The sequence below is a fragment of the Spirulina sp. 06S082 genome, assembly GCF_034932145.1.
Lineage (GTDB): Bacteria > Cyanobacteriota > Cyanobacteriia > Cyanobacteriales > Spirulinaceae > CCY15215.
Genome location: NZ_JAYGHV010000408.1, coordinates 1 through 15,656, shown reverse-complemented (window position 1 = coordinate 15,656; position 15,656 = coordinate 1). Strand labels below are relative to the sequence as shown.

At 41.5% G+C, this 15,656-nt stretch carries 16 protein-coding genes and 1 CRISPR repeat array; of the genes, 9 read left to right on the top strand and 7 right to left on the bottom strand.

The window, feature by feature from the left end:
• Positions 1–143: 143 nt before the first annotated feature.
• The gene (locus tag VB714_RS24785) at positions 144–719 is read left to right on the top strand and encodes a PIN domain-containing protein (protein WP_323227646.1); all 576 of its coding nucleotides are present in this window, start codon (positions 144–146) and stop codon (positions 717–719) included.
• 60 nt (positions 720–779) lie between these two features.
• Here the strand turns inward: VB714_RS24785 and VB714_RS24780 are convergent, their stop codons facing one another.
• From VB714_RS24780 to VB714_RS24765, 4 genes are all read right to left on the bottom strand, one after another.
• Positions 780–1,313: a hypothetical protein gene (locus VB714_RS24780; protein WP_323227645.1), complete on the bottom strand. Its 534-nt coding sequence runs from the start codon at positions 1,311–1,313 to the stop codon at positions 780–782.
• A 109-nt stretch (positions 1,314–1,422) separates the two neighbouring features.
• The gene (locus tag VB714_RS24775) at positions 1,423–1,596 is read right to left on the bottom strand and encodes a hypothetical protein (RefSeq protein ID WP_323227644.1); all 174 of its coding nucleotides are present in this window, start codon (positions 1,594–1,596) and stop codon (positions 1,423–1,425) included.
• Between the two features lie 7 nt (positions 1,597–1,603).
• Entirely contained in the window at positions 1,604–3,097 is a 1,494-nt protein-coding gene (locus VB714_RS24770; protein ID WP_323227642.1) for a multicopper oxidase family protein, read from the bottom strand.
• A gap of 10 nt (positions 3,098–3,107) precedes the next feature.
• Entirely contained in the window at positions 3,108–3,662 is a 555-nt protein-coding gene (locus VB714_RS24765; RefSeq protein ID WP_323227640.1) for a DUF411 domain-containing protein, read from the bottom strand.
• A 140-nt stretch (positions 3,663–3,802) separates the two neighbouring features.
• Here VB714_RS24765 and VB714_RS24760 point away from each other — a divergent pair, with 140 nt between their 5' ends.
• Positions 3,803–4,042, top strand: coding sequence for a type II toxin-antitoxin system Phd/YefM family antitoxin (locus tag VB714_RS24760; RefSeq protein WP_323227639.1), 240 nt, complete (start codon positions 3,803–3,805; stop codon positions 4,040–4,042).
• 80 nt (positions 4,043–4,122) lie between these two features.
• On the opposite strand, the gene rimO is transcribed toward VB714_RS24760, so the two are convergent.
• Positions 4,123–5,442, bottom strand: a complete 1,320-nt coding sequence (rimO, locus tag VB714_RS24755) for a 30S ribosomal protein S12 methylthiotransferase RimO (protein ID WP_323227638.1) — start codon at positions 5,440–5,442, stop codon at positions 4,123–4,125.
• 146 nt (positions 5,443–5,588) lie between these two features.
• Between rimO and btpA the strand changes: the two genes are divergently transcribed.
• From btpA to VB714_RS24740, 3 genes are read left to right on the top strand one after another with little or no spacing between them, the layout of a single operon-like run.
• The gene (btpA, locus tag VB714_RS24750; RefSeq protein ID WP_323227637.1) at positions 5,589–6,428 is read left to right on the top strand and encodes a photosystem I biogenesis protein BtpA; all 840 of its coding nucleotides are present in this window, start codon (positions 5,589–5,591) and stop codon (positions 6,426–6,428) included.
• Between the two features lie 32 nt (positions 6,429–6,460).
• Positions 6,461–6,685 (top strand): hypothetical protein, encoded by a 225-nt coding sequence (locus tag VB714_RS24745; protein WP_323227636.1) that lies wholly within the window; start codon positions 6,461–6,463, stop codon positions 6,683–6,685.
• Complete coding sequence (locus VB714_RS24740; RefSeq protein WP_323227634.1) at positions 6,685–7,347, top strand: class I SAM-dependent methyltransferase; 663 nt, start codon at positions 6,685–6,687, stop codon at positions 7,345–7,347. Before VB714_RS24745 ends, VB714_RS24740 begins: the two co-directional genes overlap by 1 nt.
• Positions 7,348–7,570: 223 nt before the next feature.
• Positions 7,571–7,970: direct repeats of the CRISPR family, unit length 35 nt; unit sequence GTTTCCATTAATTCGACTTCCGAAGAAGCCATAAG.
• A gap of 474 nt (positions 7,971–8,444) precedes the next feature.
• Here VB714_RS24740 and VB714_RS24735 read toward each other — a convergent pair.
• Positions 8,445–9,740, bottom strand: coding sequence for a protein kinase domain-containing protein (locus VB714_RS24735; protein WP_323227632.1), 1,296 nt, complete (start codon positions 9,738–9,740; stop codon positions 8,445–8,447).
• A gap of 67 nt (positions 9,741–9,807) precedes the next feature.
• Positions 9,808–10,389 (bottom strand): thioredoxin family protein, encoded by a 582-nt coding sequence (locus VB714_RS24730; protein WP_323227630.1) that lies wholly within the window; start codon positions 10,387–10,389, stop codon positions 9,808–9,810.
• Positions 10,390–10,715: 326 nt separating this feature from the next.
• On the opposite strand from VB714_RS24730, the gene VB714_RS24725 reads away from it, so the two are divergent.
• From VB714_RS24725 to VB714_RS24710, 4 genes are all read left to right on the top strand, one after another.
• On the top strand, positions 10,716–11,780 hold the full coding sequence (locus tag VB714_RS24725; RefSeq protein WP_323227629.1) for a fatty acid desaturase: 1,065 nt from the start codon (positions 10,716–10,718) through the stop codon (positions 11,778–11,780).
• Between the two features lie 86 nt (positions 11,781–11,866).
• Positions 11,867–12,964, top strand: a complete 1,098-nt coding sequence (locus tag VB714_RS24720) for a cyclic nucleotide-binding domain-containing protein (protein ID WP_323227628.1) — start codon at positions 11,867–11,869, stop codon at positions 12,962–12,964.
• Positions 12,965–13,172: 208 nt separating this feature from the next.
• Positions 13,173–14,369 (top strand): cyclic nucleotide-binding domain-containing protein, encoded by a 1,197-nt coding sequence (locus VB714_RS24715; RefSeq protein WP_323227626.1) that lies wholly within the window; start codon positions 13,173–13,175, stop codon positions 14,367–14,369.
• A gap of 154 nt (positions 14,370–14,523) precedes the next feature.
• On the top strand, positions 14,524–15,656 hold a 1,133-nt coding region (locus VB714_RS24710), incomplete at its 3' end, for a class I SAM-dependent methyltransferase (RefSeq protein WP_323227625.1).

Here is a 15,656-nt window from a genome sequence, read left to right as displayed (position 1 = left end):
AGAGTGTATGTGGGCAAAAGTTCCGACTGCACGCTGAGAACGCCAGTTGTTCTGGGAACGCTACGGAATTTCCGTAGCTGAAAGAATCCCCAACCATAATCTTTGATTTGGTTGGGGAGCGTTCAAATCAAGTAACATTTTGTATGGCTATTTTTCCTGCGATTTTAGATTCTTGTGTAATTTATCCGATGTATCTGAGGGATATTCTCCTTTGTGCAGCAGAGGTGGGTTTGTATCAGGTGCATTGGACAGAGGAGATTTTAGAGGGATCGCTGAGGAATTTGGTTAAAAATGGGGTGATGTCTCAAGAGAAAGCTAGGAGTCTTTCTTCCATAATGAATAATGCTTTTCCAGAGGCTTTAATTGAAATGACAGACGATCTAATTCCTTGTATGGATAATCATGAAAGGGATCGTCATGTTTTAGCCGCAGCATTAATTGGTAAAGCAGAAGTCATTGTTACCAATAATATCAAACATTTTCCAGAAGAAAAATTAAAAAAGTTTAATGTGATAGCTCAAAGTGCTGATGAATTTTTGCTTTCTCTATTGGATTTATCTGAAGATTTAATGTTATCTGCTCTTGCAAATCAAGCAAGAAGACTCAGGAATCCAAGAAAAGATATTTTTGAGCTATTGAGTATACTTGAAAAATCTGTTCCCGAGTTTGTTCGATCTTGTCGAATAACTTTAGAAACTGTAAGCACTGAGAGAAGCTGACATCCTCCCTCTGCGCTTCGATTATCTCGTTGTAATTTCTCGAATATCTCCTGTGTTCTTTCAGAATTTGTCTTCATCTTCATTCTCGTTTTTTTCAAGTAGGTGTTCAGGGAAGTATTTCATAAAATCCATGAGCAAGCTAAGTCCTAATTTTTGATCATGTTGACCTAACAAATTGGCTATCTTAGCAAACTTTTTTCTTTCTTTCACACTCTCAAATTCGACAAATAGAAGTTCGGGGTAATCATCTGAAGAAGCCTTACGCCAAATGTTATTGAGATAGTAAATGTTATCTTTATCTTTTAAAAGTTGTGCAATAAATTCAGCATTTTTATAGTAAAATACTCGATGTTCTTGATTCTCTCTGAAATATTTTTGATGTGTCTTTGATAATTTTGGATAAGCTTTTTCGGGTTCAATAAAAGAAGCAAATATAACGAGTTTTTCGATATGAGATAGCCAGCACTCATCAAAGATGACGGCTAATTCGGTATCGCTCATATCTTGTCTTTTCTTTTGGCTTTCTGTATATAATTTATTTGCACCATATCGAGCCATCCAAACTTTTGCTTTTTCTTCAACTTTGATGATCATTTTTTTGCTCCCTAGATTTTAAGCTAATCGATATCTTTGAGATTGAATACGCATCTAATTATATGCCAATCTAGCCCAAACTTTATGCTCTAGGGAAGATTATCGGGGTCTAAATTGCAATAAGGCGATCGAGTTCTGTTATGTCAGCAAGTTCAGCCGTTTCTTCTGGCGTAAGCTCGTTATTTCTGGCGATCGCTTTGGGAGTTTTTAGAGGTGCGAGAGTCATGATTTGAGAAAGATGGCTATTTTTTGATTGTACCGATTCAACGAGTAAAAGTTTCATTGTTTATTTAACGAATAATCTCTAGATTGCCCATCATACCTAAGTCTTCATGGTCTAAAATATGACAATGATAAACAGTTTTTCCGGTAAAATCTTGGAAAAGAATCCGGATTTTTACAGTTTCTCCTTGACGGACTAAAACCGTATCGCGCCAAGCTAAATAAGGTTCATTTTGACCATTACGACTGATGACTTGAAAGGAATTAACATGAACGTGAAAAGGATGATCCATAACCCCCGTATTGACTAATTCCCATTCCTCCACGGTATTTAATTTAACTTGCGTATCAATGCGTTGATGATTGTAAGTTTGACCATTGAACAAAAATACCATGCCCATTCCGGGTGCCATTCCATGATTGAGGGTAAAAGTTCTCTTGCGATCGGGTTCCGGTAACTGAGAAATTGAAGTGAGTTGAGTGGGCAAGGGAATGGGTTCGACGGTGGAATCGTACTGAAGTGTTGCCAATCTATTCGTTGCATTTGAATTGCGATTATTATCCCCTATTCCCCGTCCCATCATGCCCCCTCTGCGCCCCATCATACCGCCTCCCATCATGCCCATTCCCCCTCGATTGTAGGGAAGATTGAGTAAAGGATAGGTTTTCGGTTCTTCTTCTCCTTTAAGCAAGATTTCTGCTCTTTGTCCTGGAGTTAGAAGTAATTGGGTCATTTTAATAGGTTGGGCGATCGCGCCACCATCTGTTGCTATCAGATAAAACGGATGATTCTCGAAAGCAAGATTGTAAAAACGGGAAGTCGAAGCATTGAGAATTCGCAAGCGCAATAATCCATTTTCTGCTAAAGTCAATGTCGGATTGATTTCGCCATTTGCTGTGATGAGATTTCCCTCTCTTCCTGCCATAATCGGCAGATAATCTGAGGATAGTAATTGACCGCGATCGTCGAGAGCAAAATCTTGCAAAACGAGAAATTCTTCTTTTGCAGCTTTAATTTCTGGAATCTCGTCTAACTCGCCTCTAATAACAAATAATCCTGCCAGTCCTCCTGATAATTGATCGGCGGCATAACTATGTAAATGAGGATGATACCAAAATGTCCCAGCCGGTTGATTGGTGGTAATTTCAAACTCGTAGTTAAAACTCTCTCGCGGATTAATTTTCAGGAAAACATTATCGGCTTTTCCCGTGGGAGAAATATGCAAGCCGTGATAGTGTAAATTTGTGGGTTGCTGGAGTTTATTGCTGAAATGAATGCGAATGCGATCGCCTACTTTGGCTTCTAAACGAGGGGCAGGAATTTGTCCGTTATAAGTGAGTAAATAAGCGGTACGACCTCCTAAATCTATCTCTGTATAATTCGCTTCTAAATCAACTTCGAGCAAGCCATTTTGACTGCGATAAACTTGAGTTGGATTTGAGGATTGTTTGCTCAAATTAACTTCAGATTTACTTTGTTTCAACCAAAAATGAGATGCAGTAACAATACCTCCACCCGCTACGGCAAAAGTTATAAATTGACGGCGATTGATTTTTAACACAACTTTAAACCTAATAGTTTTCGTAGGTTTTAAATACTTCAGTTTGCCCATTCTCACTCAATGCGAGAACATCAAAAGGTTGTTTTCTGTTTCCCGATTCCATTCCGGGAGTTCCTAACGGCATTCCAGGGACTGACAAACCCGCAAATTTTGGTTTTTGCTTGAGAAAGCGTTTAATCTCGTCTGCTGGAATATGTCCTTCCATCACGTAACCATCAATGATAGTTGTATGGCAAGACGCTAGATTTTCAGGAATATTATGCTCTCGTTTAATATCATCGATGTTCTCGGTTTTAATATCGGTAATTTGAAAACCATGCTTTTTAGCGTGTTCGATCCATCCCCCACAACATCCACAGGAGGGACTGCGATAGACGGTCATATTAACATTTCCTGAATAAGACTCAGTTTCTCGATCCCAAACACTGGCTAAAACTGTAGTATTGGGTCGATCCGAGAGAATTTGGGTAGGCATTTGAGCATGATTATTAGAGGCAAGATAAGTCCCTCCTGCGGTTAAAACAGTCACCGATGCGATCGCCATTAATAAATAAAATTTCAGCATAAATTTTATTCTCCAGTTATTTTTACAGCATTGTATTATATTTTAATTTTAACACTTTTCTAGAACTTACGCAATTCAACAGTTGCTATAATATCCTCAGTGAGAAAACAATCGTTTTCTTAAGAAAGAGTGAGGGTTTTATGAATCAATGTACTTCAGAAGATGCCAAAATGAACTTAGAAAATTTGATTGAGGAAGCATCAAATTCCCATCAACCGATTTTGATCGCAGGAGAAAAGAAGAATGCGATCTTAGTTTCGGAAGAAGATTGGCGAGGCATTCAAGAAACATTGTATTTACTGGCAATTCCCGGTATGCGAGAATCTATTCAGGAAGGATTGAAAACATCAATTAAAGATTGCGATGAGGACTTAGATTAGTGACTTGGAACTGGTTTATACAAAAATCGATCGCCTCCTTCAAGAACTCCCAGAAATTACCGAGAGTTCGCCGATCGCAGTTAACTGTTCATTGATATTTTTCCATATAAATCATAAACATCAGCATCGGTAATTTTGACCGGGATAATTGAGCCTAAATGTGCTTCCCCTGCAACATAAACCAAGCCATCAACTTCTGGGGAAAAACGCGCCGATCGCCCGATTAATTCGCCGGTTTCAGGGTTTTCCTGTTCGATGAGAACGTCAACGGTTTTGCCAATTTCTCCTTGATTTTTCCGTTCCGCGATCGGCTGTTGAATGGCCATAAGCCTATCTCGACGTTCGTTCATAATTGCTTGGGGAACTTGTTCTGGCAAAGAATAAGCAGGGGTTTCTTCTTCTGGGGAAAAAGTAAAGACACCCACGTGATCGAATTCGTGACGCTGAATAAAATTTGTTAAATGCTCAAAATGTGCATCGGTTTCTCCTGGAAAACCGACAATGAGAGTCGTTCGCAGAACAGCATCGGGAATTTCTCGTTTTAAACGTTGGATAATGTCATCATTGACCCTTCCTTGCCAAGGTCGATTCATCGATCGCAAGACTTCAGGATGGGAATGTTGTAAGGGCAAATCCAAATAAGGCAAAACATTGGGAGTTTCTTGGATAGCGGCCACAACTTCGGGAGTTAAACCTGTAGGATAGGCGTAGTGCATCCGAATCCAAGGAACATTAACTTTTCCCAGTTCCCGCAATAATTCCGCTAACTTCGGTTCGCCATAAATGTCTTTACCGTAATTCGTCGTAATTTGGGAGATCAAAATCAATTCCTTGACCCCTTGATCCGCCAGCATTTTCGCTTCTGTCACGATAGACTCGATGGAGCGCGATCGCTGATTGCCCCGCAAATGAGGAATAATACAAAAAGCACAACGATAATCGCAACCCTCTGCAACCCTTAAATAAGCAACGCCTTCCGTTGTCGTGCGATAGCGCGGTGTGTTTTCATCAGCAATATAAGTAGGTTCCGGGGAAATTTCTTTAACCCGTTCTCCCTGTTCAACTCGTTCGATCACATCAACAATTTTTTGATAGTCGCTACTACCAACTACAGCAACCGCTTCGGGCAATTCTTCTAATAATTGTTCCTGAAAATGCTGTGCCATACAGCCAGCAATGATAATCTTTTTATCAGCTTCGGCCAATTCCACTAAAGTCCGCACGGACTCTTCCCGTGCTGCTTGAATAAAACTACAGGTGTTGACAACAACATAATCTGCCAATTCTTCATTAGAATCAACCTCGTAACCCGCTTCTACCAACAAACCGAGCATATGTTCGGAGTCGATACGGTTTTTTTCACAACCGAGGTGAGAAATGGCAATACTGGGTTTTTGCATATTGATATTAAGGGAATAGGCAATAGGGAACAGGCAATAGGGAACAAGAGAGCAATTTCATCATTTATCCCTCATCCTGTCCCCTGTCCCCTTTATATAGAATAATAGAAATGCAGCGCGCCTAAAATATTGAGCAAATTTATAGAGTGGATTTAAAGAAAATATTCTCAACGCCCAACCCCATTATCGGTGTGGTTCATCTGTTGCCCCTGCCGACTTCTCCTCGGTGGAATGGGGATTTGAACAAGGTTATCGATCGCGCCGAACAAGAAGCAACCGCCCTCGCTGCTGGGGGGGTGGATGGCATGATTATCGAAAACTTTTTCGATGCCCCCTTTGCCAAGGATCGCGTCGATCCGGCCATTGTTAGCGCGATGACGGCGATCGTACAACGCCTTCTCAATCTGGTCATGCTTCCTGTGGGGATTAATGTTCTGCGAAATGATGCCAGAAGTGCAATGGCGATCGCCTCAACCTGTGGCTGTCAATTCATTCGCGTCAATGTTCTCACGGGAGTTATGGCGACGGATCAAGGACTGATTGAAGGGAATGCTTGGGAACTTTTGCGCTATCGTCGGGAGTTGGGCAGCGATGTGGCAATTTTTGCTGATGTCTTGGTCAAACACGCCAGACCATTAGGAATACCTAATTTAACTGTTGCGGTACAAGATACCATCGAACGCGGTTTAGCTGATGCGGTGATTCTCTCGGGTTGGGCAACTGGAAGCCCTCCCAGTTTAGAAGATTTGGAACTGGCTGTAAATGCCGCTAAAGGAACGCCAGTTTTGATTGGAAGCGGTGCAGATTGGGATAATATTGGCACTTTAATGCAGGCTGCGGATGGGGTTATCGTCGCCAGTTCTTTAAAGCGCAATGGACGCATTGAAGAACCGATCGATCCGATCCGCGTTCAATCTTTTGTGGAAGCTGCGCGGGAAGTTGTCACCCCACACGAGGAAATTTCTGTTGCCGTAAAACCTCGCTAAGATTGAATTTTGCTCTCCCATCCTGCTTAATCATGTTACAAAATTTTCATTATCTCATTCCCCAGCAACTGCCAACGGCGGATATTTTTGCCCCTTATCAATTGGCTTCGGAATTTCGACGGGAAAGGGAATATCGCCAGCAAGTCCAAGACTATAGCCAATGGTATTATGAGGTGGCCCAACAGCATCAAGCCGAACTGGAGGCCATGCGGGGGGATATTAATATTTTCGGGTGGTTTTTAAGGGGAAAACGGTAATGTCAAGAAATACTTATGGACTGGACGATCGCCTCACTGATTATCTGCGATCGCTATCTCTACGAGAACCAGAAATTTTACAACAGTTGCGCCAAGAAACGGCAACTCACCCCATGGCACAAATGCAAATTGCCCCAGAACAAGGTCAATTTATGGCTTTACTGGTTAAGTTGATGAATGCTAAGAAAACTTTGGAGGTGGGAGTTTTTACGGGATATAGTTCTCTGGCTGTGGCGATCGCCTTACCGGAAGATGGACGAATTATCGCTTGTGATGTTAGTGAAGAATATACCGCGATCGCCCGTCGTTATTGGCAGAAAGCGGGAGTTTCTCACAAAATAAACCTCTGCATTGCCCCAGCCTTGGAAACTTTGGATCGCTTGCTGGCAGAGGGAGAGGGGGAAACTTTCGATTTTGCTTTCATTGATGCTGATAAGAGCAATTATAGTGCTTATTACGATCGCGCTTTTGCTTTGGTGCGATCGGGGGGATTAATTGCTGTGGATAATGTTCTCTGGTCGGGACGAGTTGCGGATCCGGAAGTACAAGATAATCGCACTCAATCCATTCGCGATTTTAACCGAAAGTTACATCAAGATCAAAATATTACTCTTAGTCTCGTTCCCATTGCTGATGGATTAACTTTGGCTGTAAAAAATTAGGGGTTAGTGCGTCTGTTAAGGATTTTTTTGCGGGTAAATGCGATCGCGATAACCCTAATCCATTTTAATGGATTTTTTGTATGAGACGGGGATTTTCAATCCCTGGCGGATCTGGCTGAATATTTGCATTCGCTGCGCGATCGCGATGGTTCTTTGTGCGGGTTTTGAAAGGAATTTGAAAAGACAGAATGACTATAAAAAAACGACATTCAATTTTAATGCCGTTTCCATTAATTCGACTTCCGAAGAAGCCATAAGTTAACTGCGATGAGGAGCCTAAAAACGGCTGCGTTTACAGTTTCCATTAATTCGACTTCCGAAGAAGCCATAAGTTTCGCGCGCTTTGAGATGGGCGAGAGCCCAGAAAAACAGTTTCCATTAATTCGACTTCCGAAGAAGCCATAAGCTGTATGATATTATGGAGAACGCCCCTCCATATGTGCCTGTTTCCATTAATTCGACTTCCGAAGAAGCCATAAGCGGAGGTCAGTTTGACCTTGGATCCTGCAGGGAAGTTTCCATTAATTCGACTTCCGAAGAAGCCATAAGGTTTCCCTTGTTTTCGGCTTCGGCGGCACTGCTGTTTTCGTTTCCATTAATTCGACTTCCGAAGAAGCCATAAGGGACCCCAAATAGAACCCTTACTCTGACTGCATTCTAGCAGCCGATTTTGTGGCAGTCAAGAAACCCACTATAATTGAAACATATTCGCAATTATTTTCCTGTGTAAAACCTCTGCAACCCCATCAGAGCAAGGATTTCATGCCATTCACGAAAGAATGCGGGTTACAGCGTTTTTCAAGATTTCTCGATCTGCCACAAGCCCACCTCAAAGATGTATTCATTCTATGTTTTTGTAAGCATCAGTTGATAAATTTCCCATTCTCCCATCAAACAGGAAATAGAATCCCACACCTGCAACTCGAAACAGCAATAATAATCAAATCTGCATGACAAAATCGATGGGTCTGTCATACTCAAAATGGTTAGTATAGCACGATCCGCCAGGGATTGAAAATCCCTGTCTCATACAAAAAATCCATTAAAATGGATTAGGGTTATTTCGATCGCATTATTACCAAAATAAATATTTAACCTTAAATTGCCGCTTCTAAAGCCTGTCGAAACTCTCCTGCGGTTTTAAAATAGATCGTCGGTTGGTCTTGCAAAGCAAAATCGATCGCCTTAGCAAGGGGTTCAGGTAGCATGGGTTCCCGTCGGCGAATGGGAATGGCATCGCTTCGCAATACTACGAGTAACGGGTCTTTTTTGCCAAAACGCCGAGGATATTTCCCCGTCAGCATAGCATATAAAGTTGCGGCAACTGCCCAGATATCGGCATCGGGGCGATCGTAATTAAAATCAATTAACTGCTGACGAGGGAGAAAACCTAACATGGTTGCATCTCGCTTATTAAAGGTTTTTTGACTTAAACCCGCGCGATCGAACGCCCTCAGTAAACCATAATCTCCCAATTTTGCCGTTAAAGTGCGATCGCTGCGACCGAGTAAAATATTCCCAGGTTTAATATCTCCATGCACCAACCCCGTGACCATATCATCCCCTTGGGTGCCTTGAGGAACTTCTGAATTGTGAGCATATTCGAGTCCTGTGAGAATGTCGAAAATGATCGGCAGTGCTTCATCTATAGATAAACGTCCCCCTCGCTTATCGAGTAACTGGGTCACATTACCTTCTTCCCCATAGTTCCAGATAAAAAAGAAACGTCCGTCGTGATAGCCATAATTTCGCAAGCGGACAATATTGGCATGATCGAGAGTTTTTATCTGTTCCATTGCCTCTAGAAAAGCCGCGATCGCCCTTCTTTTTAAGGTTTTGGGTTGCAGGGTCTTGAGGATGACCCAATCTCCGTTAGCGCGATCGAAGGCTAAATAAACCTTATTAAACTCGTTTTGCTCAATTAGTTTAAGATTGCCGTATCCTCCAAAAAGTAAGCGGGTTTCATCTTGAGGAGGAAGTGCGCGATAACCAATAGAGTCCCCACTCAAGTCTTGAGAATCACCGAGGGAACTGACTTCGACGTTAACCCCAACAATGGTATCCCCAATACCAATTTTATCCCCATCGCGCAGTTCGTATTCTGGCAAGTTCGTTAGTTTTCCCCCTCCTCGCAGGCGATCGGGACGCTGCCCGATTTTTTTGCCATTGACGTAGGTGCCGTTTAAACTGCCAAAATCTTGAATGCGGATTTCTGGCGGATTAATATCGAGTAGACAATGATAGCGAGAGATAGTATTGAGTTCTTCTTGACTGGAGAGTTGGATCTGACACTCAAAGGAACGACCGATCAAACAAGTGGTGCGTCGATCGAAAACAAATTCTTGTCCCTTGAGAGAACCTTCCAACACCCTTAAAACAATCTGGACTGGCATGGCAGCGATCGCATGGTAACACTCTCTATTTTTCCCTGATTTTGCCCGAGGAAGAAAATTTCATCTTTCAACCATAATATGCTGGAGCATTGCCAGGTTTCCATTTAATATTGCAACCAATGCTGGGTTTTTGCTCGATAATGGCAGGGCGATCGCTTAATACGGCCTCGATCGCCTCTCGCAAGTCTTTGCCATTCACAGGGGCAGAATTACCGGGACGGCTATCATCGAGTTGTCCGCGATAAACTAAAGCGCGATCGCCATCAAAGAGAAAAAAGTCTGGGGTACAAGCTGCCGTATAAGCCTTAGCTACTGCTTGGCTTTCGTCGTAACACAAAGGGAACTTAAAGTCAAGTTCTTTGGCCATTAGTTTTAACTTATCGGGGGCATCATCGGGATAATTTTCCGCATCATTAGAACTAATGGCGACAATTCCCAGTTCGCGATCGGTGTAATCTCGGCCAATGCTTGCCAATTCTGCTTGGACGTGCTTCACAAAGGGACAATGCCGACAAATAAACATCACAAAAAGAGCTTTGCGATCGGCAAAAGTTGCTAAAGAAATCGATTGTCCCGAAACCACATCCGTTAAATTAAAATCCGGTGCTTTTGTTCCCAAAGGTAACATTGTTGATTCTGTTCTGGCCATAAGTTGCGTTCTTCCTCAAGTTTGCTCGCTAACATCTTAACGAAAATCGGTAATGGCGCGATCGCCAGCAAGTATTGAATCTAACCTCAATTCATTTTGAGAAATTATGGCCTCAAAAAAATAACTTCAATCCCTTGACAAATTGCCAAATTTATAGATGGAAAAATTGAGATTGGATTGCATGAGACGACTTGAATCCAAATACTTTCCAAATTGTAAAGAAATGAGATATAAGAGATGAAATTTCCGACTACAAAAACAGCAGTAAGGGCGATCGCCGCGATCGCACTGCAAATTTTACCCCCGACAGCCCAAATCTCTAAAATATGACAGCAGCAAAAATTCCCTCGGAATTATTAACAAAACCATTAGAAATTACAGATTTACGTTTGCGAGACATTTTGAAAACCCTACCCCGCGAGGTTTTTCAACAAGATCGACGCAAGGCATGGTTACAAGTTGCGATTAGCATTGTCACCCTGGCGATCGGTTATACTGCCATTGCGATCGCCCCTTGGTATCTCCTGCCGATCGCCTGGATCTTCACCGGAACCGCGATCACGGGTTGGTTTGTCATCGGCCACGACTGCGGCCATCGTTCTTTTGCCAAGCGCAAATGGGTGAACGATCTGGTAGGACATATCGCATTTTTGCCTTTGATTTATCCCTTTCATAGTTGGCGCATTCTCCACAATCATCACCACAAACATACCAACAATCTTGAGGTTGATAATACGTGGAATCCGTTTAAAACTGAAGTTTACGAAGATTTACCCCTTCTGTTTAAATGGGGCTATCAAGTGACGCGAGGACGGCTGTGGTGGCTGGCTTCTATCCTGCATTGGGCTTTGATCCACTTTAGTTGGTGGAACTTTGAGGGCAAAGAGCGGGAACAAGTGCGTTTTTCTGCTTTATTTGTTATCATCGGTGCCGCGATCGCCTTCCCTACCCTAATTCTCACTACAGGATTTTGGGGTTTTGTGAAGTTCTGGCTCGTGCCTTGGTTAGGATATCACTTTTGGATGAGTACCTTTACTATCGTTCATCATACCGATCCCGATATTCCTTTTACCCCAGATAAAGACTGGCATGAAGCAAGGGCGCAATTAGAAGGAACAGTTCATTGTGAATATCCGGCATGGATTGAATTTCTCTGTCATCACATTAACGTTCATATTCCTCATCATATTTCCACGGCAATTCCTTCTTATAACTTGCGTGCTGCTCACGAAAGTATTAAGGAAAATTGGGGTCAACACTGTAAAGAAAGCCGCTTTTCTTGGCAATTAATGAAGCGAATTACCGATCGCTGTCATTTGTATAGTGATATCGAGTATTATCAATCATTTCGGGACTATTATACCCGCATGAAACTCGAGCGATCGTCTTAGAGGGTTTGGAGACCAAACCCCTACTATATTGAGGGTTTGGTCTCCAAACCCCTAAAAAATAAGCCAGTTTTTGAGAATTTTTAATTATGATCGAGGAATTCACACTATTAGAAAATCTCAGTCAATCTCAGCTAGAACAACTGGAAAGTACTTGTCGGAAAAGAAACTACAAACCCGAACAATTTCTTTTCTTTGAAGGAGAAAAACAGGATGAGATTTATTTTTTAATTTCTGGAATCGTGGGACTTTATAAGATCGATCAGAATACCCAACAACAACTAAAATTCAAAGAAATGTCAGCCGGACAAAGTTTAGGAGAAATGGCTTTTGTCGATGAATCTCCTAGAAGTTGTTCCGTTAAAGCAGAAACAGAAGTAACTGCCTATATTTTGTCAAAACAAAGAGTTATTGATACCATTCCAGAGCATCAAAAAATTCTCAATATATTGTATCTAACGATTACGAAACAAGTTAACGATCATCTCCGTTCTTTAAGCGATCGCCACGTTATGACGCTGCAAAAGCAAATTGAAGAACTTGAAGAACGCAATCGTTCTGGCTATTTTTTATTCTTACTTGTTTTTGGCTTTTTTCTGGCAATTATCCTAGCAGAATTCACCGACTTTGTTCCCGATCGCAGCATAGCGGAAACAACATTATTTAACTGGATTTATCTTATTATTGTCGGTCTTGTTCCTGCTATATTACTATTTCTTAAAATTGACTTTCCTTTTAGAAAAGTAGTCAATATCAAAAAAAATCTCAAAAAATCTTTAATCGATGGAATTATCTTCAGTGGTTTGGGAGTTGGGGTTATTTTTGGTGTATGTGTTGCACTCAATCCCGTCTTTCCAGAAGCCAAATTATTAGATAATTTTCTCACAATGTCTTTTGCAATAACATCGCTATTTTATATCCTTCATAGCTATATTCAAGAGTTCTTTAGAGCAGTAATACAAACTTTAGTCCAAAGATTTTTGCTCGATCGCAAGGGTTATAATTCTGTAATACTCACTGCCTTAGCCTTTAGCATCGTTCATGCTAACTATGGATTTGAAGCGATGATGGTAACATTAATTGCTAGTATTATCTTTGGTCTTGTTTATCGACGAACTTATAATTTAATCGGCGTAACCATTGTACACTTCGTACTCGGTCTGGTTTATTTTCAGTTAAGTCAATGAATAAAGTTTTTTATTTGAGTGTAGAATAACCATGCTCTTTTTTCCAGTCAAAAATCGAACATTTGTCAACTTTTATCAGTTTTTATTACTTTTTATCACTTTTTCTATATTGACGTTTTGAGAAAGCCTATTTTAATATTGAACATACAAACAGGTTTAACGTTTTTGGAAAGAGTTCCATCAAATCGGTTGTGGAGAATTCTTAATCGTGGTTGAAGCATTTAACGTTCAGGATAGTCCAATCCATAATCAGAAGAGCGTCAAGAGAAGGATCGATACAGGAGAATTCTCAGGCAATTTTTCAAATAGGCTCGAACAATTTAAAATTCTCGAAAAACTCAGCGAATCCCAATTAAACTCAATCGAGAGTCTTTGCGAAGAAAAAACTTATCAACCTGGAGAATTTCTTTTTCAGGAAGGAGAAGAACAAGATAAAGTTTATTTTCTCCTATCCGGAACCGTAGGAGTTTATAAAACTGACCTCAATACCGAAACAGACTTCAAATTTACAGAGATATCAGCCGGAAACATTTTAGGCGAAATATCTTTGGTCGATGTTCATATCAAAGGCTTTACTGTAAAAGCAGAGACAGAAATCACAGTCTATGGTTTATCCAAACAAAAACTGATCGCACAAATTCCTCAGCATCAGAAAATTCTCGATCGCCTAAACCCAACGATTATCCAACAAACTCTCGGATATATCCAAACTTTAAGCGATCGCTATGCAACAGCTATGCAAAAGCAAGTTGAAGACCTAAAAGAACGGGATAAACTCAGCCACTTTTTGTTTTTACTTATCTTTGGCTTTTTTCTAGCAATTAGTCTAGAGGAGTTTGTAGATATGTTTCCCGATCGCAATTTGGCAGAGTCAACATTATTTCACTGGGTTTATCTCATTATTGTCGGTTTTATTCCTGCTATCTTATTATTTGTCAAGGTAGATGTCCCCTTCAAAAAACTGATCGATATCAAGACTAATTTCATCAAATCTGTACTGGATGGATTGATTTTCAGTGCCGTAGGTGTCGCCAGTATTTTTGTCTTGTGCGTGGTATTACATCAAATTATACCCGAGGAAAACCTTCTGCCTAGTTTCCTCTCCATGTCTTTTTCAGTCACGACACTATTTTATTTCATCCATAGTTATTTCCAACAGTTTGTTAGAGCGACAGTACAAACTTTAGTCCAACGTTTTCTGGTGGATAATAAGGGTTATATCTCTGTAGCCGTTACTGCTCTAGCCTTTGGAATTGTTCACGCACAATATGGTTTTGAATCGATGATAGTAACATTAGGGGTTAGCATTTTCTTTGGTCTGATTTATCGGCGAACTTATAACCTACTGGGTGTAAGTATCGTCCATTTTGTACTCGGTTCGGTCTATTTTCACATGGGTCGATAAGCCAATCGAGTTGGGAACAATAATTATTGTTTCTAACATGGCGATCGCCACCCAGATCGTAAAGAAAGATTGAAAGCGATCGCCACCCTGGGATTGAATAGTAGATAATTTTATCGGGTCTCTACATCACATTCACATCATTTGGAGATAACTCATGCAATCAAATTTACCAACTTTGCAACCAATGCCCTTAAATTGGCTGGAAAAAACAATTAATGATAAACTCAAAAAATCAATTCAGGTTCGTTTGGAAAAAGTTGATATTCAAATTAACGGTTCTCGTCCTTGGGATATCCAAGTTCATAACGAAAGACTGTATCAGCGCGTTCTCTTACACGGTTCTCTCGGCTTAGGAGAAGCATATATGGAAGGATGGTGGGACTGTCCTCAACTCGACCAATTTTTTGTTCACATTTTGCGGGGAAATCTTCATGAAGAAGTTGCACCCAGAAATCTGAGTTCTTTATGGGAAGCGGCGATCGCAGGCATTACCAATTTACAAAGTTTAGCAAGGAGTTTTCAAGTCGGGGAAGAACATTACGATCTGGGTAATGACATGTTCCAGCTTTTTCTGGACCCTACTATGATTTACTCATCCGCGATTTTTGATACGCCGCAGATGAGCCTTGAACAAGCGTCGGTGAGCAAGTTGGATCGCATCTGCCGCAAGTTGGAACTCAAACCGGAAGACCATGTGATTGAAATTGGTGCTGGCTGGGGTGGATTTGCCATGCATGCGGCGCAACACTATGGCTGCAAAGTGACCACGACCACCATCTCACAAGCCCAATATGCGCTTGCCAAAGAACGCATAGAGGCTGCAGGACTGACAGATAGAATTCATCTGCTTCTGCAGGATTACCGGGATTTAGAGGGGCAGTTTGACAAGCTGGTGTCCATTGAAATGATCGAGGCCGTAGGTCATGAGTATTACGACACCTTTTTTGCCAAATGTGCCAGCCTGCTCAAACCTGAGGGCATGATGCTTTTGCAAGGCATCACCATTGCTGACCAGCGTTATGAGTCAGCAAAAAACGCTGTTGATTTCATCCAGCGTTATATCTTTCCTGGCAGCTGCATCCCTTCTGTGACAGCACTGCTGGAGAGCAGCACGCGAGCGTCTGACTTGAGACTATTCAATCTTGAAGATATTGGCCCACATTACGCGCGTACGTTGGCAGAGTGGCGCATCAACTTTTTCAATCATATTGAGCAGGTGCGGGCGCTGGGTTATTCAGAAGAATTTATCCGGATGTGGGAATATTATCTGTGCTATTGCGAAGGTGG

What these genes read in the sequence shown, in the direction of transcription:
- VB714_RS24780 (WP_323227645.1), bottom strand. Translation starts at nt 1,313, where the DNA reads ATGATCATCAAAGTTGAAGAAAAAGCAAAAGTTTGGATGGCTCGATAT.
- VB714_RS24725 (WP_323227629.1), top strand. Translation starts at nt 10,716, where the DNA reads ATGACAGCAGCAAAAATTCCCTCGGAATTATTAACAAAACCATTAGAA.
- VB714_RS24735 (WP_323227632.1), bottom strand. Translation starts at nt 9,740, where the DNA reads ATGCCAGTCCAGATTGTTTTAAGGGTGTTGGAAGGTTCTCTCAAGGGA.
- VB714_RS24720 (WP_323227628.1), top strand. Translation starts at nt 11,867, where the DNA reads ATGATCGAGGAATTCACACTATTAGAAAATCTCAGTCAATCTCAGCTA.
- VB714_RS24745 (WP_323227636.1), top strand. Translation starts at nt 6,461, where the DNA reads ATGTTACAAAATTTTCATTATCTCATTCCCCAGCAACTGCCAACGGCG.
- VB714_RS24740 (WP_323227634.1), top strand. Translation starts at nt 6,685, where the DNA reads ATGTCAAGAAATACTTATGGACTGGACGATCGCCTCACTGATTATCTG.
- VB714_RS24730 (WP_323227630.1), bottom strand. Translation starts at nt 10,389, where the DNA reads ATGGCCAGAACAGAATCAACAATGTTACCTTTGGGAACAAAAGCACCG.
- VB714_RS24760 (WP_323227639.1), top strand. Translation starts at nt 3,803, where the DNA reads ATGAATCAATGTACTTCAGAAGATGCCAAAATGAACTTAGAAAATTTG.
- VB714_RS24775 (WP_323227644.1), bottom strand. Translation starts at nt 1,596, where the DNA reads ATGAAACTTTTACTCGTTGAATCGGTACAATCAAAAAATAGCCATCTT.
- VB714_RS24785 (WP_323227646.1), top strand. Translation starts at nt 144, where the DNA reads ATGGCTATTTTTCCTGCGATTTTAGATTCTTGTGTAATTTATCCGATG.
- rimO (WP_323227638.1), bottom strand. Translation starts at nt 5,442, where the DNA reads ATGCAAAAACCCAGTATTGCCATTTCTCACCTCGGTTGTGAAAAAAAC.
- VB714_RS24765 (WP_323227640.1), bottom strand. Translation starts at nt 3,662, where the DNA reads ATGCTGAAATTTTATTTATTAATGGCGATCGCATCGGTGACTGTTTTA.